We start from the raw sequence: 20,418 nt of genomic DNA, 5'->3' as shown, positions 1-20,418 counted from the left end.
TATGAATATAACAATCATTTTTTGATTTATGAAAAAGATCTATTAAAAAATATAAAAATTAAAGTTCAACACTTTTGGAAAAGACATTAATAAAAATAATTCCCACAATCATAAAAGACAGACCAATCAGTGCCGGAATATCCAGTTGCTGCTTGAACACCAGCAGCCCGACAGTAGAAATCAGAATAATGCCTGCACCAGACCAGATCGCATAAGCAATGCCCATTGGAATGGTTTTCATGGTCAGTGACAAGAAAAATAAGGCAACTGCATATCCTAAAATAGTGGCCAGCGAAGGCCAAAGTACACTAAAGCCATTGGATGCTTTCAATGCAGAAGTCGCGATCACTTCTGCAATGATGGCAATCGACAGATATAAAAAAGCCATATTTCTCCTTATAACACTCGTTCTGCATGATGCAGCAGGTGATCCTGTTCCGCGCTTATCCACTGTGCTGCTTCTGCAGTCGTAGTGGTCGTATGCTGAAAATCATATTCAGGTTGGTAGATATCAATCTCAAAAATCAGATCAATTGCACGGCTCTCAACTTCTACATGCTGGACCAGACGGGTTGCATCCAGAATTTCAAAATTGTCTAGCTCAAAGGCGTTGCCTGTTTCCGCGGTACGGGTGCTGTAGGTTTTACTGAAACCTTGAGTGCCAATAGAGACTTCAAAGCTTTGTAATAGATCAAATGAAGTAGTATCGGCTGACTGGATATCTAATACTGCAACCTGAGTTTGTACCTTTGGCAAACGCGTCAGGGCATAAGCAATATGATCACCACAAATAATCAGACCACCATCCATTTCCAGTGTCTGACCAGATTGAACATCAATCGCAGATTGCAGCCGCAGCCCTAAAAATAAACCGTGCTGTACCTGCTGGCGCCAGTCTTCCACATAGACATTACTTGGAGAAAATTCCAGAATGCAGTTGCCAATCGCATGCAACCTGGCTGGTTCCGGCCATTGCACATGATTCTGGTAATTGGCGTAGTCTTTCACTTCCCAGGACAATAGCTGGCTAGCGCTATCCCAAAGCGTATTGCCAATCCAGCCTTGGCATTCCTGGACAGCAGTTCCCGTCTGGCTTTTTAGACGAAGATCAATGGTAAAACTGCGCGACTGAAACCAGTACACAATGGTATTTTCATCAGTCAGGCCATTATAAAAACTGATACTTTTACGCCGGAAAGCACCGAATAAAAAGCCCGGAATAATCTCTGGCTGAGGGATAGTGGGCTTTAAAGTCTTAATCACTTCAAACAGATTCATGATGCTGTCTCCGCCTGTTCTTCAAGTCCAAAAGAAGAAAGTGGTACAGCATTTTTTAAGATCAGTTCACCGCTAGCAACGCGCTGTTTTAAATATTGAAAGGTCTGGGCGGTCTGATTAAACAGATGCTCACCCCCGATCAGGGCAGAATATTTGGAATTTTCAGTGGGAATAACCGGTTCAATCACGGTGTCATAATTGCAGGCGCAAAATAGCGGGAACGAATAACGTTCTTCCGAGACCTTTTTCACGCGGTGCTTGGTGGCGAGATATTTACCATTTGACAGAATTTCCATCATGTCACCGATATTCATCACCAGTGTGTTTTCAATCAGTGGAATGTCGATCCATTCGCCTGCTTTATTCAAAACCTGTAAGCCGGGTGCGGTGGGTAACAGCAGGGTAAAGCATTCGTAATCGGTATGTGCGCCAATGCCTTCGGCGTCTTTCACTTCCGGATTATAAGGATAATGAATCAAGCGTAGCTGACTTGGTGCATCAGTAATTTTGCTTTCAAAAAAGTCCTCACGAACGCCCAACGCCAGTGCAAAGGCAGAAAAAATCTGCCGGCTGATCTCACGCAGATGACTATAGTATTGGCTGACAATAGACTTGAAATCCGGATGGTCTGGCCATAAGGTGGGCCCAATTAAAGGACAGTCTTTTCTTACCCCCTGATAATCATAATTGACATCATAGGCTTCTTTTAAATCATAACTGTTGCCGGCAAACTGTTCTTCGCCAATCGGCACATAGCCACTATGGTTTTTTGATTTGCCAATATAGTGCTGCATTTTGGTGTCCAGATCCTGAGAAAAATAGGACTGGGCCATTTCAATCAGGGCTTTGGCGTAATCAGAATTAAACTGGCTACCTTGCAGATAAAGAAATCCGACTTCTTTACAGGCATGATCCAGAGCATGAGCAACCTCAATACGATCGGCTAAATCCGGACTTTGTAATTTTGAAATATCAACCAGTGGGAGTACATATTGCGCTTGCATGGCAATCACCTCTAATGTTGGTCGTCCAACACAGCGATTAAAACCTTCGGGTCGTCCCAAAGGCATTTTGGATAAGATTATTTATTGCTGCTGACCTTGGTCATACGCGGAATGACCGGCAGTTCTGCCAGTGCCGGATCCAGTTCATCTTCTTCAGCATGCACCAGATAATCGACACGTTGTCTTAACTGTTTAAATTCAGGACTAAGCATGACGTCTGGATGGCGTGGACGAGGTAGATCAACTTCGATAATTTCCTTGATTTCACCCGGATTGGCTTTCAGCGCCACAATACGGTCGGCCAGTAAAATGGCTTCATCCATATCGTGAGTCACAAAAATGATGGTGATGTCGATATTTTGCCAAAGATCCATCAGATGACGCTGCATTTTTTGCCGGGTATGCGGATCGAGTGCTCCAAAGGGTTCATCCATCAACAGGATCTTCGGTTCATTGACCAAAGCCCGGGCAATCGCGACACGCTGTTTCATCCCGCCAGACAGCTCATGCGGATACTGGTTTTCATACTTTTCCAGACCAATGATATTGATCCATTCACGTGCTTGTGCTTCTGCCGCTGCACTACTTTGGCCTTTCATGCGCGGACCAAACATGACATTTTCCTTGACGGTTTTCCATGGAAACAGGGTATAGCCCTGGAACACCATGCCACGCTCCGGACTTGGGCCGGTAATCGGCTGGCCATCCACCAGAATCTCACCACTGCTATAAGGATCCAGACCGGCGACGACACGGCTAAAGGTTGACTTGCCGCAACCAGAAGGCCCAATCACACAGATGAATTCACGCTTATGAATTTTCAAATTGAGTGTATTTAAAACCGTACGTTCAGTTTTGCCATGACTGAATTTTTGCGTCAGTTGCTTTGCTTCCAGAATCACCGGACGGCTATAAATTTTGTCAAAGTATTCGCGGGTATTAAATTCAGTGTTTTGCATCAGTTAGCTCCCGGTTTCCATTTAAATAAGCGTTGTCCCAGTTTCATTAAAATCACATCACACAGCAGACCAATCACCCCGATAATCAGGATCGCTGCAAAGACATTGGGAAAGTTCTGATAGCGGGCTTGCTGGGTAATGAACCAGGTAATTCCGGAGGTGCTGCCGATTAGTTCAGCCACGATCAGGTAAGTCCATGCCCAACCCAGCAGCACGCGCAGATTACGGTAAATTTCTGGCATGGCTGCTGGAATCACCACATGAAACAGACTTTTCAGTTTCGTTGTACCCAAAGTAAAACCGGCTTCAATCAGGCTGCGATCGACCAGACGAGTAGTATTAGCAATCAACAGAATCATCTGGAACAGGGTTCCAATCACAATAATGGCTATTTTAGGTGCATCATTGATTCCCAATATTGCAACGGCAAGTGCACCAAAAGCCGGAGCAGGCAAGTAACGGAAAAACTCGACAAAAGGTTCTGTTAACAGGGAAATTTTCTTGGAAAAACCACATAAAATTCCGAGTGGAATGCCAATCAGGCAAGAAATAAAGAATGCAGTAAAGACCAACTTGATACTGTGCCACAGGCTTTCATAAAACCAGGGTGCATTCGGTTGAACAGGAGGGGTGGTAAACGCGGTTACTAATGCAATTGCCACTTGATGCGGTGCTGGCAAATAGATGGGATTGACCAGGATGCCTTGAGGTGGGGCCAGACCCTGATCCACTGCGGATTGGGCAGCGGAAAAAAACACGTCTTTATCAATCCGGCTATTGACCTGTAAATAGCTCACACTACCGGGATTGGTAATCTCGACCTGTGGATGCCAGATAAATGGCAAATAGCTGACTGCACACCAGATCAGAATTGGTATTAAAAACGACCCCAAGCCAAACAGTAACTTATTTCTTTGACTGAGTTCACGCGCAACGTAACTCATAGTGTTGCCCCTCAATATTACAAATTTTATAAAACGTAATACTGAATAAGCAAAATGGATGCCATTTCATCCCAAATCCTGAAATGACTCTTAAAATGGCTTATTTTTATAGAAAAAATTAGCAGACAACTCTTAATCATATTCAAGAAGTTAGATCAGAATGCAAAGATTTTTAATCATTTTCTGGAAAATAGACTCAATAAAAAAGACCTGAAAAATCAGGCCTCTTTTTTCAGTAACATCATTTAGCCAATAATATCTGCATGCTGGTTTTGCAAGCTATAGATGCACTGCTGCGCAATCTGTTTTTTCTCGGCTGCGGTCATTTCAATATTTTCCCATTTCTGCATCTGCTGCAAGAGCCAGATAAAATCATCAACTTTCGGTTGGGCACTTTCCCCAACAAAATTCCGGATAATATTCTTGATCTTGTAAAAGTCATAGACATGCCGCTGGGCGGAACATTCAAACTGAATAATCTGATAATCGACTAACATATCCCAGACTTCGGAAAGATCAGGGCGCTGCTTTAAATCATCCTGCGCTTTTTGTACTGCCTTGACCACTGCCTCTACGGTAAATGGATGCTGTTCTGCCCATTCCTGGGTCATGGCCAAGACTTTATCGGCAACTTTTGGAATGACATTCTGGCTCGCCGCGACGATAAAACTATAGCCTTCAAGTTTGGCCTGAATATTCCAGGGTTCTCCCACGCAAAAGCCATCGAATACCTGTTTCGAGATTCCTTTTACCATGGAAGGCGGTGGAGACGTCATCAGCTGGATATTCTTGGCTAGTTGTGGATCAGTCAGTGCCAGCCATTCTTTTAAGCAGTAATGGTGAATCGAATATTTATACACATAGGCCAGATTGATGGGATGATTCTTTTGTAAAGCCTGTACCAGTTTCTTTGAGGTACTTTGTTCATCATCCTCAGGCTGGATACCGAGTTCATAACACAAATCCTGGCGCAGGCTAATAAAAGCCTGATTCACGCTCAGTACTAGAGGGGTTTGCAAAGCCACCTGTAACTGGTCTGTGCCCAGAGCGGCAGCGGGCAACATGGCGGACAGACAATGTGCAGCATCCAGAAAGCCATAGGCCAGACGGTCACGCAAACTTGACCAGGAGGCTTCACGGATTAAATTGATGGTTAATCCTTGCTCAGCAAAATACCCCTGTTTTTCGGCCCAGAGAATGGCAACACAATCAAGTAAAGGAATATAGCCAATATTGAGTTCAGTTTTTTCTAATGTGGACATATGCTTTTCCTTATTGGCCCAATAACAGCTTCTGTGCATCCAGTAAGCGTCTGGCCATTTCACCAATGGTAATCCGGTGACTCATGGCATTTTTACGCAATAAAGCAAAAGCTTGCTCTTCCGTTAATGCATGCAGCTGGATGAGCAATGCTTTGGCTTTATCGATATCTTTACGGTCAATCAGCTTGTCTTGGGTTTCTTTTAAATCGTTCAGCAGCTTTTTATGCTTGCGGAACTGTTCAATTGATATTTCCAGAATGCTTTCTAATTTGCTGGGATCAATACCATCGACAATATAAGCCGTGATCCCGGCATCAATCGCACTTTTGATGGTGTCTTTATTGGAGTTTTGGGTAAACAGTACGGTCGGTAGTTCATATTGACTGACACAGCTTTCAATAATATCCCGATGTGGATGATCCATATTTAGCAGAATCACATCTGCATGGATGCCTTTGACATGCACCATATTCAGATCATTCAGGATTAAACAGGCCACCACCTGAAAATCATGTAACAGCAGCGATTCCTGGATGAATTGGGCGCGCTCCAGATCATCATCAATAAGAGCAATTCGTAATTTAGACATGGAATATTTTCAAGTAAGGCCTAAGGAATATTCAAGTACGAATAATGCAAAAAACATGCCATGATATTGGTGCATCAAAGAGTTATTTTGAGTTCAATTTGGTGCAGGAGTTTGGCATCCATCATCAAAATAAAGCATTTCCTGCAATTTTCTGGCTGATATCAGTCATTGTGTTGCTAAAAAAGTTGGCATGCTTCCTGCATTTATCAAATTGTCAAAGATGACTTTCAATACGAATAACGGCCAACGATGCCCGTTCTGATCGTAGTTGCACTTTAAAAGGGTGCAACTGATATTTCGTTCAGCACAGGATAAATGACATGGTCAGTTGTTCAGCAATACAAAACGCACAAGCGTTTCAACCCTTCCTCCAGCATTACAAAGTGCTGGGTCGCGGTATTTACAACATATTCAATCAGCAGACATATCAATGCCTAGACGTGATATGTGGCTTTTTATCATCTTTAAAAAAACAATAGTTGGAGTGCAGATATGAAAATTCTCATGATTGGGCATGGCATGGTGGGGCATAAATTCATCGAATCTGTACTGGAACAGGCCGGTGATGACATTGAGCTGACCATTTTGGCAGAAGAGCCACATTTGGCTTATGATCGGGTACATTTAACTGAATATTTCAGCGGCAAGTCGGTGAAGGATCTGAGCCTATGCCGTAGTGATTTTGCCGATGCCTATGGCATTGATTTGCGACTGAATACCAAAGCAGTTGAAATTGATCAGCTTAATAAAACCGTCACCACCAGCCAGGGCGATGTGCTGAATTTTGACAAGTTGATTCTCGCTACTGGTTCTTATGCCTTTGTACCGCCGATCCCGGGCAATGACCGTCAAAACTGTTTTGTTTATCGCACCATTGAGGATCTGGATGCGATTCGCGCAGCCAGCCTGAATGCCAAAACTGGTGTAGTGATTGGCGGCGGCTTGCTAGGGCTGGAAGCAGCGAAAGCTCTGCGAGATCTGAATCTGGAAACCCATGTCGTAGAATTTGCTCCGCGCTTGATGGCGGTGCAGATTGATGATCTGGGCGGCCGAGTACTGCGCTCTAAAATTGAAGACCTGGGTGTCAAGGTACATACTCAAAAGGCCACATCAAGCATTGAAGATGGTGACAGCGCTCAGCATGTAATGAAGTTCGGAGATGGTTCGGTACTTGAAACCGATATCATCCTGTTCTCGGCCGGTATTCGTCCGCGTGATGAACTGGCGCGCCAGAGCGGCCTGCTGATTGGTGAGCGTGGCGGTATCATCATTAATGATTATTGTCAGACCTCACATCCGGATATTTATGCCATTGGTGAATGTGCACTTTGGGACAATAAAATTTATGGTCTGGTTGCACCGGGCTATGACATGGCGCGTATCGCGGCAAAACATGTCCTCGGCCAAGAAAGTCATGCATTCGCTGGTGCAGACATGAGTACCAAGCTCAAACTGATGGGCGTGGATGTCGCTTCTATTGGTGATGCACACGCCATGTCACCAGGTGCCTTGAGCTATTTCTATGCTGATGAAGCCGCGCAGGTTTATAAAAAAATCGTGGTGTCAGCAGACAAGACCAAGCTGCTGGGCGCGGTGCTGGTGGGCTGTGCCAAAGAATATAGTGATCTCCTGCAAATGATGCTGAATGGTCTGGCTGTACCGGAGCAACCGGAAAGCCTGATCATGCCGGGCTTTGATCAGTCGACTTCCAAATCAGGTGGTAGTGGTGTCGATTTATTGCCTGACAGTGCGACCATCTGTTCATGTAATAACGTTTCCAAAGCTGATATCTGTTCAGCTATTGATGGCGGTGCAACTTCATTGGGTGCACTGAAAAAATGCACCCAGGCTGCAACGGCGTGCGGTGGCTGTGCACCACTGGTAACGCAGGTTCTCAAATCTGAATTACAGCGTCAGGGTGTCACGGTCAATAATCACCTGTGCGAACACTTTGCCTATTCACGTCAGGAACTGTATCACCTGGTACGCGTGCATGAAATCAAGACATTCTCTGACCTGATTCAGCAACATGGGCACGGCATGGGCTGTGATATCTGCAAACCGACTGTAGCCAATATTCTGGCATCTTGCTGGAATGATTTTGTGCTAAAACCAAGTCATGCCGGTTTGCAGGATAGCAACGACTATTACTTGGGCAATATCCAGAAAGATGGTTCCTATTCGATTGTGCCACGTGTTGCAGGCGGCGAGATTACCCCGGATGGCCTGATTATCATCGGTCAGATTGCCAAAGATTATGGTCTATATACCAAAATCACGGGCGGACAACGAATTGACATGTTTGGCGCGCAGGTACATCAACTGCCTGAAATCTGGGAAAAACTGATCAATGCCGGTTTCGAGTCCGGACATGCCTACGGCAAATCCCTACGTACGGTGAAATCTTGCGTGGGCAGTACCTGGTGCCGTTTTGGAGTCGATGATTCTGTCGGCTTGGCGATTTTCCTGGAGAATCGTTATAAAGGCCTGCGTTCACCACATAAAACCAAAATGGCAGTATCCGGCTGTACCCGTGAATGTGCAGAAGCACAGAGCAAGGATGTCGGTGTCATTGCCACCGAAAAAGGCTGGAATCTATATGTATGCGGCAATGGCGGCATGAAACCGCGCCATGCTGAACTGCTCGCTTCGGATCTGGATACTTCCACCCTAATCAAATATATCGACCGCTTCTTTATGTTCTATATCCAGACGGCGGACCGTCTGCAGCGCACCAGCGTATGGCGTGACAATATGGAAGGCGGTCTGGACTATCTGAAAGATGTCATTGTGCATGATTCACTAGGCATTGCTGCTGAACTGGAAAACCGTATGCAGCATGTGATTGGCACTTATCAGGATGAATGGCGCACCGCGATTGAAGATCCTGAAGTACGCAAACGCTTTAAGACTTTTATTAATGCCAAAGCAGCCGAGCAGAATGACCCGCATATTCAGTTTGCACCTGTACGTGGCCAGATTCGTCCAAAGACAGAAGCTGAACGTGATTTAAACCGTATTCCAGTGGTTGAAGCCTAAATACCACAGTCAGGGAGAATGAAAATGACAATTTTAAAAGACATGAACGAACTGAACTGGTACGAAGTCTGCAATCTGGATGAGATCACTCCGAATACCGGTGTGGCAGCCCTGATTGAAGATCAGCAGATTGCAATTTTTCGCGTGGGTCAGGAACAGCGGGTGTATGCACTCAGCAATCAAGATCCATTTAGTCTGGCCAATGTCATGGCACGTGGCATTCTGGGTGATCTGCAAGGTGAGCGTGTAGTCGCATCCCCAATTTATAAGCAGCATTTCAGTCTGGTGACCGGCCGTTGTCTGGAAGAGCAAGACCAGAAATTACTGGTATTTCCAACCCGAATTGAAAATGGCAAAGTTCTGGTGAGTCCGACTCCACAAAAGACCTATATTTCCAGTAATGGTCAGAACACAGAGCGTTTAAAACTGGTACTGGTCGGAAATGGGCTGGCGGGCATGCGCTGTCTGGAAGACTTGCTGGATATGGCGCCAGATCGTTATGACATTACCGTGATTGGGGAAGAGCCATGGGGCAATTACAACCGGATCATGTTGTCACCGGTATTGTCTGGTGAGAAAAGCTTTGCAGAAATTATGCTGCATTCAGCCGACTGGTATGCCGAAAAAGGCATTCGATTCATCGCTGGAGATGCTGCCAGCTCTATCGACCGTTCACGTAAGCAGGTTCATACCGAAAAAGGTGAAATCGTTGCTTATGATCGTCTGATCCTCGCTACTGGTTCCAAACCCTTTATACCACCAATTTCAGGTGCTGAACTTGAAGGCGTGATTAGCTTCCGGGATATTCAGGATGTTAACCACATGCTGGATTACTGCAAAACCAAGCAAAATGCCGTCGTGATTGGAGGTGGGTTGCTGGGTCTAGAAGCAGCTTATGGACTGAAGCAGCAGGGGATGAATGTAACTGTGCTGCATCTGATGGACCGTATTATGGATCGTCAACTGGATATGAAAGCCAGTCAAATGCTGAAAAAATCAATTGAAGATAAAGGCATCCGAATCATCACTGAAGCCAACACCGAAGAGCTGCTCGGTATAGACGGCCACGTGACTCAACTGCGTTTAAAAGACGGGACAGTGCTGGATGCTGATTTGGTAGTTTTTGCCGTCGGGATTCGACCAAATAAAACTCTGGCTGAACAGGCTGGCTTGCGCTGCAATCGTGGAGTACTGGTGAATGACACCATGCAAACTTATGACCCGAGTATTTATGCAGTGGGTGAATGTATTGAGCATCGTGGTCAGACTTTTGGATTGGTTGAACCCTTATGGGGACAAGCCTTTATCTGTGCGACGCATCTGGCTGAACATGGCCGACTGACCTTTAAGGCACCGACTGTTCCGACCCAACTCAAGGTCAGTGGATGTGATGTCTTCTCGGCCGGAAATTTTGAACCTCAGGATGATTTTGAAGATATCGTGCTGAATGATGAAAAACGTCAAATCTATAAACGGATCATTATCCAGCAGGACAAGGTCATTGGTGCGGTGCTATTTGGCGATACTGAAGATGGGGCTTGGTATGCAGAACTGATTGCGGACCAGACACCAATTAGCAATATCCGCAGCAAACTGCTTTTTGGTCGGGATTTTGCATTAAAAAAGGCAGGGTAATCGGATCAATCTCCCAACCCCTCTTTAAACAAGAGGGGAACCTCTCTCCTTTATTAAAGGAGGGTTGGTGAGGATTAAAGCTTTTGAGACATAGAAAAAATTTAAATCAAACCTGTAAAAGCTAGATATCAGCGTTTTGGTGAAACACGTGAATTTGGATGATTAAGGAGCGCAGCAGCAATGAATAGTATTCCGGTTATGGAACTACATAGCTCTACTGAATCCCAAATAAAAACCACTCAGACGACCTGTCCTTATTGTGGAGTAGGCTGTGGTGTCATCGCGCACGTAAGCCAAACCTCGATGGGTGAAAAGGTTCAGATTGAAGGCGATGTTCAGCATCCTGCGAACTTGGGCAAGTTGTGTATTAAAGGCAGTCATCTTGCCGATACACTTGGCTTAAAAACCCGGCTTCTGCATCCGATGACAGGTCGAAAAGAGCAGCGGCAAATAAGCACTTGGGATCATGCCATTTCTAGTATTGCCAATAAATTTCAGCAATGTATTGATCAATATGGACGCGACAGCATCGCCTTTTATGTCTCCGGCCAGCTTTTGACTGAAGACTATTATGTGGTGAACAAGTTTGTAAAAGGCTATCTGGGTACTGCCAATATTGATACCAATTCAAGACTGTGCATGTCATCTGCTGTGGCGGCACATAAACGGGCTTTTGGCGAAGACCTGGTACCAGCCAGCTATACAGATTTTGAGCAGACAGAAATGGTGGTTCTGGTAGGTTCCAATACTGCCTGGTGCCATCCGGTGCTTTATCAGCGCATCATGAAAGTCAAAGAAGAGCGGGATTTATTCGTGGTGGTGATTGATCCCCGCTTTACCGCAACCTGTGAAGCGGCAGACTTACACTTGCCGATTTTACCAGGTCAGGATGTCGCGCTGTTTAATGGCTTGTTGCAGTATCTTCAGCAAAATGGTCATGCCGATCTGGATTTTGTTACCCAACATACTCAAGGTCTGGAGCAGGCGCTTGCCAGCAGCTCGACAGAGTCATCGATTGAAAGCGTGGCAAGACGTACCGGTATTGCTATTGAAAAATTAATCTTATTTTTTCAAAAATTTGCCCAGACCGAAAAAATTATGAGCCTGTTTTCCATGGGCGTAAACCAATCCTCCCAAGGCGTAGACAAGGCCAATAGCATTATCAACTGTCATTTATTGACAGGAAAAATAGGCAAACCCGGTTCGGCACCTTTTTCCATGACCGGACAACCGAATGCGATGGGCGGACGGGAAGTCGGTGGGCTGGCCAATATGCTGGCCAGTCATCTGGATTTGGATAATCCGCAGCATCAGCAACTGGTGCAGGATTTCTGGCAAAGCCCGGTCATCGCCCGGCAGCCCGGATTAAAAGCGGTAGATTTATTTAAAGCGGTGGAAAGCGGGAAAATCAAGGCCATCTGGATTATGGCCACCAATCCGATCGTGAGTTTGCCCGATGCAGATCAGGTTAAACGCGCTCTGGAGAAGTGTGAATTTGTGGTCGTTTCCGATATTTGTCTCGACACCGATACCACGCAATATGCCGATGTACTGTTACCGGCATTGGGTTGGGGCGAAAAAGATGGCACAGTCACCAATTCGGAGCGCCGTATTTCCCGGCAAAAGGCTTTTTTGACGGCTCCGGGTGAAGCCAAAGCAGACTGGTGGGCCATTTCTCGGGTAGCTCAAGCTTTAGGTTTTCGCGGTTTCAACTTTAGCAATAGCCATGACATTTTTCTGGAACATGCCCGTTTATCTGCCTATCAGAATAGTTCGCTTTCGCAACGTGAAGATACACCCAATTTCCGCTATTTCAACCTGCAAGGTTTAACTCATCTCGGTTTTGCGGAATATCAGAATCTGACACCAGCCCAGTGGCCGGTCTGGGATAAACAAGAAGACCATCAGGTGAGTCAACTATTTAGTCAAGGCCAGTTTAGCCATGCAGATGGCAAAGCCAGATTGGTGCCAACAGTTGCAGCCGATCCGGTACATGCTATTTCTGCTGAATATCCTCTGATCTTGAATACCGGACGCATTCGCGATCAATGGCACACCATGAGCCGTACCGGATTATCTGCCAGTTTATCCCAGCATCGTGCCGAGCCTTATTGTGAGCTGCATCCGCACGATGCGCTAAAATATGGCCTGAAAGATGCCGAGCTGGTCGAGGTGAAATCGGCTTGGGGAAGTTGTGTACTCCGTGTGCAATTTTCACAAAATATGCGACGTGGCCAGATTTTTGCACCGATTCACTGGAACGACCAGTTTGCGTCCGATGCGCGGATTGGCAAAGTGGTGAATCCGGTGGTTGACCCGATTTCCGGCGAGCCAGAGTTTAAGCATACTCCGGTGATGATCCAGCCATTTTATACTCAGTGGCAGGGCGTGCTGTATGTACGGGAAGGCTTTGAACAACAGATCCAGACCATGATTGAAAATATGGTGTGGTGGAGCAAAATTCAAACCACTCAGGCCATCCGTTATGAACTGGCAGACCGGCGCAGGTTTTCTGACATCACCGGGCAGATCAAGAGTCTCTTAGACTTTAATGATGAAAGCTTTGAATGGCTGAATCTCGAAGATCAAACGGCGCATATCAGTCATAGTGTGGTTCTTCAGGATGGCCAGTTAATTGCCAGTTTTTATATCGCACCGGCGGCATTATTGCCAGATCGTGACTGGGTGGCTGGCCTGTTTAGACGTGAACGTCTGAGTGCATTACATCGTAAAGCATTGCTGGCAGGTCAGGCCATGTCGATGGGAAATAGTGAAGGAGCATTGGTCTGTAGCTGTTTTAAGGTCGGCAAGAACCGAATTATTCAAACCATTAAAGATAAAAATATCACGCATGAAAAACAGGTGACTGCATGTCTAAAAGCCGGAGGAAATTGCGGTTCATGTTTGCCAGAAATTAGAGGCCTGATTAAAGCCTGCCAGACGGAGTACATAGAATGAAAAGAAAAGCAGTTAAAACGGTGTCTTATCCGGAAACCGATGTGGTGATCCTGGCCGGCGGTTTAGCGCGGCGCATGAATGGCATCAATAAATTGCTGCACAAATTTGATGATGAAATCCAGCTCATTAAAATCCATCATCAGTTGAAGTCCCGGGCAAGCAAAGTCTGGGTCAATAGCCATCGGGATCACTCTATTTATAAACGGATGATTCCTTCGATTGATTTTTATCAGGACGATGAACCCGGCTTTCAGGGACCATTGATGGGCATGAAGAGTGCCTGGTCACATGTGGAATCTGATTATGTGCTGTTCGTGCCTTGTGATGTGACCTATATCCCCAAAAAGGTCATTTCACGTTTACATCAGGCCTTGCAACGACATCCCTTATGTGAAGTGGCGGTAGTTGAAATCAATGAAAAGGCATTGTTTCCATTCTGTCTGATGAAACGCAGCAGCTTACCCACGCTTATACAACATCTTGAAAATGATCAGCACAGTTTAAAACTCTGTTTTGCTGACATGCACATGCAGCGGGCAAGTTTTAAAAATCGTGCCCTGTTTTTCCACAGTATTAATTCATTTGATGAGCTACAGCAGCATCAACAGCTTAACTTTCTTTAGCATTTAAAATGCTAAAAGCCGAATCATCATATTCTGGCTCACCAAAATATTGCTTTTTTTATTTTTCGAACAAAATTTCGGACTAAAAAAGAACAAATATTATCCATTAATATTATTTAAAAATAAATTTGTGCAAAGTTGGAACACTTATTGCTTATTCATTGTGAAGAAATAGGGCAGTAAATCAAGACTGTTAAATAACCGTGCAGATCTCATCATGGACCGCAGCAATGAACAGCATGAAAGTTTTAGCATCTCGCAGTATCTTTCAGGATCAGTTTGGACGCCAGAAACGTAAGTTGCGGATCTCGGTGACTGACCGCTGTAATTTTAAATGCAGCTATTGCATGCCTGAACATCCGGAATGGATGAATAAAAAAGATTTGCTCAGTTTTGAAGCCCTGTATGCTTTTTGCGAGTTTATGGTGCGACACGGGATTGAGCAGATCCGCGTGACGGGGGGCGAACCGTTGATGCGCCAAGGCATCGTTCATTTTATTGCCTGCTTACAGACATTGAAAGCAATTGGCCTGAAACGTATTTCCATGACCAGTAATGGCCATTATTTAAAAGATTATGCTCAAGCGCTTAAACAGGCAGGACTGGACGATCTGAATATCAGTCTAGACAGTCTTGATCCAAAGCAGTTTCAGCAACTGACCCAAAAACAGTTACAGCCTGTACTTCAAGGTATTTCTGCCGCACAGCAGGCAGGTTTGACCGTCAAGATCAATAGTGTGCTCATCAAAGGCATCAATGACAATCAGATTATTCCTTTGGTGAAATGGGCACAGCATCAGGCTATAGAACTGCGTTTTATTGAGTTTATGCCCCTCGATGGCGATCAGAAATGGAATCCGTCTGATGTCATCAGTGAGCAGGATATCCTGGATCAACTGAAAACTGAATTTGATGTCCAGGTATCTCAAGGACAAGGCGCCAATCCAGCCCGTGGCTATTTGGTCAATGGGCAGCCTTTGGGGATTATTTCCACCATTACCCATTCATTTTGCAGTGATTGTGACCGTCTGCGCCTCAATGCCCAAGGTGAATTTTATAACTGTTTATTTGCCAGACAAGGCCTGAACCTTAAGGCAGATATCGAACAACTGGCGCTGGATCATTTCGCCACACAGACATTTCAGCACAAGCTCCACGCTTATATCTGGCATAAAGAGGCCGGCTTCCATGCGATCCAGCAATCACCAATACAAAAGCCGATCCGAAAAATCAGCATGCACAGCATTGGAGGGTAAATATGTCACTCACTCAGCAAAAATTAATTCATATCAAAATAGAAGCCTTCGGTGCGATTGAACGACAAATTCCCACAGATTTAAATTTGCAATGCGAGTCTGAAATTCAGGTTTCTGAAGTCCTGAACCAGTTGCTATCCCTCTATCCCGATATACAGCCCATGCTGGAACGTTGTGCCTGTGCAATCGGTGAAGACATTATTTCCAGACAGAATGTTTTAAATCGTGACAGTACGCTGGTGCTGTTATCGCCGGTAGCAGGAGGCTGAGATGCAACTCAAGTCACTAAAACAATTTGCCCGAATCCAGCAGACTGCTTTTAGTCTGGAGGATTTTGATGGTATCCAGCATTTTCCGGAATGTGGTGGAATCGGCATCTTTGTCGGAACAGTACGTAACCATCATCAGGGGAAAGCTGTGCGTGCCCTGAAATATACCGCCTATGCGCCTGTGGCTGAAAAAATGATTCGTGAAATTGAACAGCAGATCCAGATCAAATACCAGGTGTCTTATGTGCGGGTAGTGCACCGTATTGGTGAGCTGGAGGTTGGGGAAACAGCCATTATTGCTATGGCTTATGCGGCCCATCGTCGTGAGGCCTTCGCTGCCTGTGAGGAAGCTGTGGAACGGGTGAAGCATGAGGTTCCGGTCTGGAAAGAAGAGTTTTATCTGGATGGTAGCAGCCAGTATGTGGAAGGCTGTTGTATTCGAAAAGATCATGGACCTGAAACTAATCACTCTCATCATGCAGAAGAAGCGCATTGTCACCATCACCATGTAGCAGAACACGCTTGCCAATCACCATCTAATTAAATGCGTCCAATGAGGATGCATAAGATGAATCACTTTAAAACAGATTTTAAAAATTAGCCTGGGATGAATCATGAAAAATGTAGGGATGAAAGCAGAAAGTTACCGTACAGCAATTGCCACTGGAATCCTGCATGCACCGCCACATTGCATTGAGCTGCTACGTAATGGCAATACTGAAAAAGGGGATGCCCTGAAAACAGCACGCATTGCCGGCATTCTAGGTGCCAAACGGACCGATGAGCTGATTCCATTGTGCCATCCATTACCGATTTATCGTGCCGATGTGGAATATGAACTGTGTGATGCACATGTCGAAATTATTGCTACTGTTGAAACCATTGGACCCACTGGTGTGGAAATGGAAGCTTTGACAGCGGTCAGTCTGGCAGGTCTGACCTTGTATGACATGCTGAAGCCGCATTGTGAACCGGAAGATTTGTCGCTGGATCAATGCAGGTTGCAGCAGAAAAAAGGCGGAAAATCACATTTTACCCGGGTACTTAAAGAGAGTCTGTCCGCTTCGGTTATTGTGCTGTCCGATACGGTTGCAGCAGGCAAAAAGCCGGACACTGCCGGGCAAAACGTACTGGAAATTTTAAAAGAAGCCAGTTTTGGTCCTATAAGTTATCAAGTTATTTCCGATAGCCCAGAACAGCTCTTGACCCTGATTGAACAGCAGAAAAATCAGTATCCGCTGATTCTAACTGTGGGCGGTACTGGATTGGGTCCTAAAGACCTGACAGTCGAAACCTTGCAACCTTTGCTGCAACGGGAAATCCCCGGCTTGATGGAAGCTTCGCGTAGTTTTGGGCAAAAACGTACCCCTTATGCGGCATTAAGTCGTGGCGTGGCTGGCTATATTGAGAACAGTCTGGTGATGACCCTGCCGGGAAGTCGGCAGGGGGCGAAAGAATCCCTGATCGCGGTACTTCCTGCGTTAGTGCACTTGTTTGATGTACAAAAAAATATTCCACATTCGGGAGGCTATCAATGAATCAGGCAATATCGCATTCAGCCTGCGGTGCTGAGCCGGGACTGATTTCTGTTGATCAGGCACTACAGATGATACTTGAGCAGACGAATGTCTTGGCAACTGAAAGCCTGCCGCTTGTTCAGACTCTGAATCGCTATCTGGGAAAAGCGATTGATTCGGCTATTCCATTGCCGCTGTTTTCACAAAGTGCTGTAGATGGCTATGCGCTTTGTAGTGCAGAAAATGTTAGTGCTCACAGCACTTTTGAACTCATTGGAGAGATTCGGGCAGGGCAAAGTACTGAAATTGAACTGCGGCCAGGTCAGGCGGTCCGGATTTTTACCGGTGCCAGGATTCCAGCAGGAACTACAACGGTCGCCCGTCAGGAAATTGTCAAATGCCATGCCAATCAAATCATTATTACAACAGACCTAAAGCCTCATACGGATATACGTGATGCAGGCGAGGAAATCGCACAAGGGCAGCGTCTGGCAGATGCAGGTCAAAAACTGCATGTAGGTGCAATTGCAGCTTTGAGCATGGCAGGCGTAAAGCAGGTTTCAGTCTATCGTTATCCTAAAATTGCTGTTGTGATTACTGGAGATGAAGTCGCTTCCAGCATTGAAGACCTGAATTCCGGAAAAATCTTTGACGCCAATGCTCCACTGATTCAGGCCTGGTTTCAATCACAGGGTCAAAACGTAGATATTCTGCATGTTTCAGATAATGAGTATGAGCTGCAAACGTTAATACATCGTCTTAAAAACCAATACGACTTCATATTGACCACAGGCGGGGTTTCGGTGGGTGATTATGATTTCATTCGTCCTGTTGCCCTGGAGCAGGGTTTTGAGCAGATTTTCTGGAAAGTGAAGCAGAAGCCCGGAAAACCGATGTTATTTGCCAAGTATCGTCGAGATGATCAAGGTTACTGTTATCTCTTGGGTTTGCCGGGAAATCCGGCTGCCGTGTATGTCGGGATGCAAATCTATACGGCAACTTTACTGAATGCCTTACAAGGGCAAAAGCAGTCACCTGCATGGCTTAGTGCGGTAATGACGCATGACTTGAAAGCGGATGCACGTGAACGCTTTTTAAGAATGGCTGCCGAATTTGATCAGGGCACTTTAAAGCTCAAAAGCCTGGCGAAACAGCAGTCGCATATGTTGAGTAATCTGATGCAGGCCAATTGTCTGGTACGTATTCCGGCCGGAACAGAAATCCAAGCCGGGCATGTGGTACAGGGTTTACTGATTTGAAATGCCTGTCGCAATTCTCAATATTCGAATCACATAGAATGAGAAAGATGGATTTATTCAAAGTTCTACTCACTGGCGTGCTGTTGACTAGCCCCATGCTGTATGCCGAAACAGTTAAAATATATGCCGCAGCCAGCCTGACCAATGCGATTACTGATATTTCCAGACTATATGAGCAACAGCATCAGGACATCCAGATCGTTCCGGTTTTTGCTGCGTCTTCGGTATTGGCGAAACAAATTGCGGCGGGAGCGAGCAGTGATCTATTTTTCTCTGCAGACCTAGACTGGATGAATGATCTGATCAAGAAACAAAAAATTCAGATCGGTCAGATTCGACCTATGCTTTTGAATGAACTCGTATTGATTAGTTCTATTCAGCAAAAAAATCATTTTAAAATGTCAGCTGACTTTAATTTTGCGAAAGCCTTTCAGGGTTATTTATGTACCGGACAAATGGAATCGGTGCCTGCTGGAAAATATGCCAAACAAAGCTTAACCGGGCTGGGCTGGTTGAATCAGCTTCGAGGCAGAATTGTCGGTACGGATAGCGTCCGTTCAACTCTCGCATTTGTAGAACGTGGCGAATGTCAGGTCGGTATTGTGTATAGAACTGATGCCTTGATGAGTAAAAAAGTTAAAATTTCGGGGGTGTTTCCAGCCAGAACACATCGTCCGATTGTGTATCCGATTGCTTTAACCCGGCAGGGCCAGAAAAATCAGGCAGCAGTCCAATTTTCTAAATTTATCCAGACGAGTCCAAGGGCCAGGCAGATTTTCTAGAAATATGGTTTTAAGCTTAAGGTAGGCTAACTGCTCATGCTTACACCAGAAGAACTGAGTGCCTTAGCGCTTTCAGCCAAAGTAGCGGGCTTTGCCACAGCGGTGTGTCTGCCATTTGCTATCGCCGTAGCATGGTTACTGGCGCGTTATGAATTCAGGGCCAAATTTCTCGTAGAGGCAATATTGCAGATGCCTATGGTGCTACCGCCGGTAGTACTGGGCTATCTTCTGCTCCTGCTATTTGGTCATCAGGGTATGCTGGGGCAATATCTACATAAATGGGGAATTCAGCTGATATTTAACTGGAAAGGTGCGGTACTGGCAGCAATGATTGTGGCATTTCCTTTAATGGTTCAACCAATTCGCTTGTCTTTTCAAATGATCAACCGGCAGTTAGAACAGGTGGCAGGATCTTTGGGCGCCACACCATGGCGGGTATTCTGTAGCATTAGCCTGCCTCTGGCTTTGCCTGGAATTTTAATCGGCAGCATTTTATGTTTCAGCCGCAGTCTGGGAGAATTTGGTGCCACGATTACCTTTGTTGGCAATATTCCAGAAGAAACCCGTACCATTCCCATCGCCATTTATAGCCTGTTACAACAGCCTGATGGAGAAAGTATGGCTATGCGTTTGGTCATTTTATCTCTGATTCTGGCTTTTTCAGCCTTGATTGCAAATTACTGGATCATGCAGAAGTATCAACGTAAATTGGAGGGCTAAGATGCTGAAGTGTGATTTTCAGTTTAATTACGCAAATTTCCAGCTACAGGCCAGTCTGGATATGCAGACACAATTGATTGGTATTGTGGGAGCCTCAGGAAGTGGGAAAAGCACCTTTTTAAAAAATATTGCAGGGCTATTAAAACCATCACAAGGCTTTATTCATTTTCAGCAAAAAATATTATTTGATCATCAGCAGAAACTGAATATTCCTGTTCATCAAAGAAAAATTGGGTGGTGTTTTAAAAAGTATGCTGACATTAAATGAAGCCATTATTGATGTAAAAGAAGGTTAAGTCGAAGGCTTTAAAATGGTTTTCAAGC

At 45.3% G+C, this 20,418-nt stretch carries 18 protein-coding genes and 1 pseudogene; 12 read left to right on the top strand and 7 right to left on the bottom strand.

The genetic code is table 11. The features are described 5' to 3' along the window. Positions 1 to 58: 58 nt before the first annotated feature. The 7 genes from NI470_RS11285 to NI470_RS11255 all read right to left on the bottom strand — a co-directional run bounded on the left by NI470_RS11285 (position 59) and on the right by NI470_RS11255 (position 6,036). The gene (locus tag NI470_RS11285; RefSeq protein WP_005235742.1) at positions 59 to 388 is read right to left on the bottom strand and encodes a DMT family transporter; all 330 of its coding nucleotides are present in this window, start codon (positions 386 to 388) and stop codon (positions 59 to 61) included. Positions 389 to 396: 8 nt separating this feature from the next. Next, positions 397 to 1,278: a hypothetical protein gene (locus NI470_RS11280; protein WP_253148426.1), complete on the bottom strand. Its 882-nt coding sequence runs from the start codon at positions 1,276 to 1,278 to the stop codon at positions 397 to 399. Next, positions 1,275 to 2,282, bottom strand: coding sequence for an isopenicillin N synthase family dioxygenase (locus tag NI470_RS11275; protein ID WP_253148437.1), 1,008 nt, complete (start codon positions 2,280 to 2,282; stop codon positions 1,275 to 1,277). Before NI470_RS11275 ends, NI470_RS11280 begins: the two co-directional genes overlap by 4 nt. Positions 2,283 to 2,359: 77 nt before the next feature. Next, positions 2,360 to 3,241 carry an ABC transporter ATP-binding protein gene (locus NI470_RS11270; RefSeq protein ID WP_064102889.1) on the bottom strand — a complete coding sequence of 294 codons (882 nt, stop codon included), beginning with the start codon at positions 3,239 to 3,241 and terminating at the stop codon, positions 2,360 to 2,362. Then, positions 3,241 to 4,185 carry an ABC transporter permease gene (locus tag NI470_RS11265; RefSeq protein ID WP_253148427.1) on the bottom strand — a complete coding sequence of 315 codons (945 nt, stop codon included), beginning with the start codon at positions 4,183 to 4,185 and terminating at the stop codon, positions 3,241 to 3,243. The genes NI470_RS11270 and NI470_RS11265 overlap by 1 nt, the downstream gene beginning before the upstream one ends. 245 nt (positions 4,186 to 4,430) lie before the next feature. Further along, entirely contained in the window at positions 4,431 to 5,447 is a 1,017-nt protein-coding gene (locus NI470_RS11260; protein WP_253148428.1) for a CmpA/NrtA family ABC transporter substrate-binding protein, read from the bottom strand. 10 nt (positions 5,448 to 5,457) lie between these two features. Continuing rightward, positions 5,458 to 6,036 (bottom strand): ANTAR domain-containing response regulator, encoded by a 579-nt coding sequence (locus tag NI470_RS11255; protein ID WP_253148429.1) that lies wholly within the window; start codon positions 6,034 to 6,036, stop codon positions 5,458 to 5,460. Positions 6,037 to 6,528: 492 nt separating this feature from the next. Here NI470_RS11255 and nirB point away from each other — a divergent pair, with 492 nt between their 5' ends. The 12 genes and pseudogenes from nirB to NI470_RS11195 all read left to right on the top strand — a co-directional run. Then, complete coding sequence (gene nirB, locus NI470_RS11250; protein WP_253148430.1) at positions 6,529 to 9,075, top strand: nitrite reductase large subunit NirB; 2,547 nt, start codon at positions 6,529 to 6,531, stop codon at positions 9,073 to 9,075. Between the two features lie 24 nt (positions 9,076 to 9,099). Next, entirely contained in the window at positions 9,100 to 10,710 is a 1,611-nt protein-coding gene (nirD, locus tag NI470_RS11245; RefSeq protein ID WP_144723680.1) for a nitrite reductase small subunit NirD, read from the top strand. 180 nt (positions 10,711 to 10,890) lie between these two features. Next, positions 10,891 to 13,668 (top strand): nitrate reductase, encoded by a 2,778-nt coding sequence (locus tag NI470_RS11240; protein ID WP_253148431.1) that lies wholly within the window; start codon positions 10,891 to 10,893, stop codon positions 13,666 to 13,668. After that, complete coding sequence (gene mobA, locus NI470_RS11235; RefSeq protein WP_253148432.1) at positions 13,665 to 14,291, top strand: molybdenum cofactor guanylyltransferase; 627 nt, start codon at positions 13,665 to 13,667, stop codon at positions 14,289 to 14,291. Before NI470_RS11240 ends, mobA begins: the two co-directional genes overlap by 4 nt. Before the next feature lie 230 nt (positions 14,292 to 14,521). Next, positions 14,522 to 15,547 carry a GTP 3',8-cyclase MoaA gene (moaA, locus tag NI470_RS11230; protein ID WP_253148433.1) on the top strand — a complete coding sequence of 342 codons (1,026 nt, stop codon included), beginning with the start codon at positions 14,522 to 14,524 and terminating at the stop codon, positions 15,545 to 15,547. 2 nt (positions 15,548 to 15,549) lie between these two features. Continuing rightward, the gene (locus NI470_RS11225) at positions 15,550 to 15,816 is read left to right on the top strand and encodes a MoaD/ThiS family protein (protein ID WP_005266361.1); all 267 of its coding nucleotides are present in this window, start codon (positions 15,550 to 15,552) and stop codon (positions 15,814 to 15,816) included. 1 nt (position 15,817) lies between these two features. Then, a complete protein-coding gene (locus NI470_RS11220) occupies positions 15,818 to 16,360 on the top strand; it encodes a molybdenum cofactor biosynthesis protein MoaE (protein ID WP_004646997.1) in 543 nt (180 codons plus the stop codon). Between the two features lie 70 nt (positions 16,361 to 16,430). Continuing rightward, positions 16,431 to 17,354: a bifunctional molybdenum cofactor biosynthesis protein MoaC/MoaB gene (gene moaCB / locus NI470_RS11215; RefSeq protein WP_180000130.1), complete on the top strand. Its 924-nt coding sequence runs from the start codon at positions 16,431 to 16,433 to the stop codon at positions 17,352 to 17,354. Then, on the top strand, positions 17,351 to 18,592 hold the full coding sequence (locus tag NI470_RS11210; RefSeq protein WP_253148434.1) for a molybdopterin molybdotransferase MoeA: 1,242 nt from the start codon (positions 17,351 to 17,353) through the stop codon (positions 18,590 to 18,592). The genes moaCB and NI470_RS11210 overlap by 4 nt, the downstream gene beginning before the upstream one ends. Before the next feature lie 47 nt (positions 18,593 to 18,639). Then, positions 18,640 to 19,374 carry a molybdate ABC transporter substrate-binding protein gene (modA, locus tag NI470_RS11205; RefSeq protein ID WP_253148435.1) on the top strand — a complete coding sequence of 245 codons (735 nt, stop codon included), beginning with the start codon at positions 18,640 to 18,642 and terminating at the stop codon, positions 19,372 to 19,374. A 36-nt stretch (positions 19,375 to 19,410) separates the two neighbouring features. Beyond that, positions 19,411 to 20,094: a molybdate ABC transporter permease subunit gene (gene modB / locus NI470_RS11200; RefSeq protein WP_005096929.1), complete on the top strand. Its 684-nt coding sequence runs from the start codon at positions 19,411 to 19,413 to the stop codon at positions 20,092 to 20,094. A gap of 1 nt (position 20,095) precedes the next feature. Then, positions 20,096 to 20,344: pseudogene (locus NI470_RS11195) on the top strand (ATP-binding cassette domain-containing protein); the annotation flags it as partial. Between the last annotated feature and the right edge of the window lie 74 nt (positions 20,345 to 20,418).

This window comes from Acinetobacter lwoffii (genome assembly GCF_024129115.1).
In the GTDB taxonomy this organism is placed as follows: domain Bacteria; phylum Pseudomonadota; class Gammaproteobacteria; order Pseudomonadales; family Moraxellaceae; genus Acinetobacter; species Acinetobacter lwoffii_T.
The sequence above is the reverse complement of the archived record's forward strand: the minus strand, read 5'-3'. Positions and strand labels throughout refer to the sequence as shown.

What these genes read in the sequence shown, in the direction of transcription:
- NI470_RS11280 (WP_253148426.1), bottom strand. Translation starts at nt 1,278, where the DNA reads ATGAATCTGTTTGAAGTGATTAAGACTTTAAAGCCCACTATCCCTCAG.
- NI470_RS11265 (WP_253148427.1), bottom strand. Translation starts at nt 4,185, where the DNA reads ATGAGTTACGTTGCGCGTGAACTCAGTCAAAGAAATAAGTTACTGTTT.
- NI470_RS11255 (WP_253148429.1), bottom strand. Translation starts at nt 6,036, where the DNA reads ATGTCTAAATTACGAATTGCTCTTATTGATGATGATCTGGAGCGCGCC.
- mobA (WP_253148432.1), top strand. Translation starts at nt 13,665, where the DNA reads ATGAAAAGAAAAGCAGTTAAAACGGTGTCTTATCCGGAAACCGATGTG.
- modA (WP_253148435.1), top strand. Translation starts at nt 18,640, where the DNA reads ATGGATTTATTCAAAGTTCTACTCACTGGCGTGCTGTTGACTAGCCCC.
- NI470_RS11210 (WP_253148434.1), top strand. Translation starts at nt 17,351, where the DNA reads ATGAATCAGGCAATATCGCATTCAGCCTGCGGTGCTGAGCCGGGACTG.
- moaA (WP_253148433.1), top strand. Translation starts at nt 14,522, where the DNA reads ATGAACAGCATGAAAGTTTTAGCATCTCGCAGTATCTTTCAGGATCAG.
- NI470_RS11260 (WP_253148428.1), bottom strand. Translation starts at nt 5,447, where the DNA reads ATGTCCACATTAGAAAAAACTGAACTCAATATTGGCTATATTCCTTTA.
- nirB (WP_253148430.1), top strand. Translation starts at nt 6,529, where the DNA reads ATGAAAATTCTCATGATTGGGCATGGCATGGTGGGGCATAAATTCATC.
- moaCB (WP_180000130.1), top strand. Translation starts at nt 16,431, where the DNA reads ATGAAAAATGTAGGGATGAAAGCAGAAAGTTACCGTACAGCAATTGCC.
- NI470_RS11285 (WP_005235742.1), bottom strand. Translation starts at nt 388, where the DNA reads ATGGCTTTTTTATATCTGTCGATTGCCATCATTGCAGAAGTGATCGCG.
- NI470_RS11225 (WP_005266361.1), top strand. Translation starts at nt 15,550, where the DNA reads ATGTCACTCACTCAGCAAAAATTAATTCATATCAAAATAGAAGCCTTC.
- NI470_RS11220 (WP_004646997.1), top strand. Translation starts at nt 15,818, where the DNA reads ATGCAACTCAAGTCACTAAAACAATTTGCCCGAATCCAGCAGACTGCT.
- NI470_RS11275 (WP_253148437.1), bottom strand. Translation starts at nt 2,282, where the DNA reads ATGCAAGCGCAATATGTACTCCCACTGGTTGATATTTCAAAATTACAA.
- modB (WP_005096929.1), top strand. Translation starts at nt 19,411, where the DNA reads ATGCTTACACCAGAAGAACTGAGTGCCTTAGCGCTTTCAGCCAAAGTA.
- nirD (WP_144723680.1), top strand. Translation starts at nt 9,100, where the DNA reads ATGACAATTTTAAAAGACATGAACGAACTGAACTGGTACGAAGTCTGC.
- NI470_RS11270 (WP_064102889.1), bottom strand. Translation starts at nt 3,241, where the DNA reads ATGCAAAACACTGAATTTAATACCCGCGAATACTTTGACAAAATTTAT.
- NI470_RS11240 (WP_253148431.1), top strand. Translation starts at nt 10,891, where the DNA reads ATGAATAGTATTCCGGTTATGGAACTACATAGCTCTACTGAATCCCAA.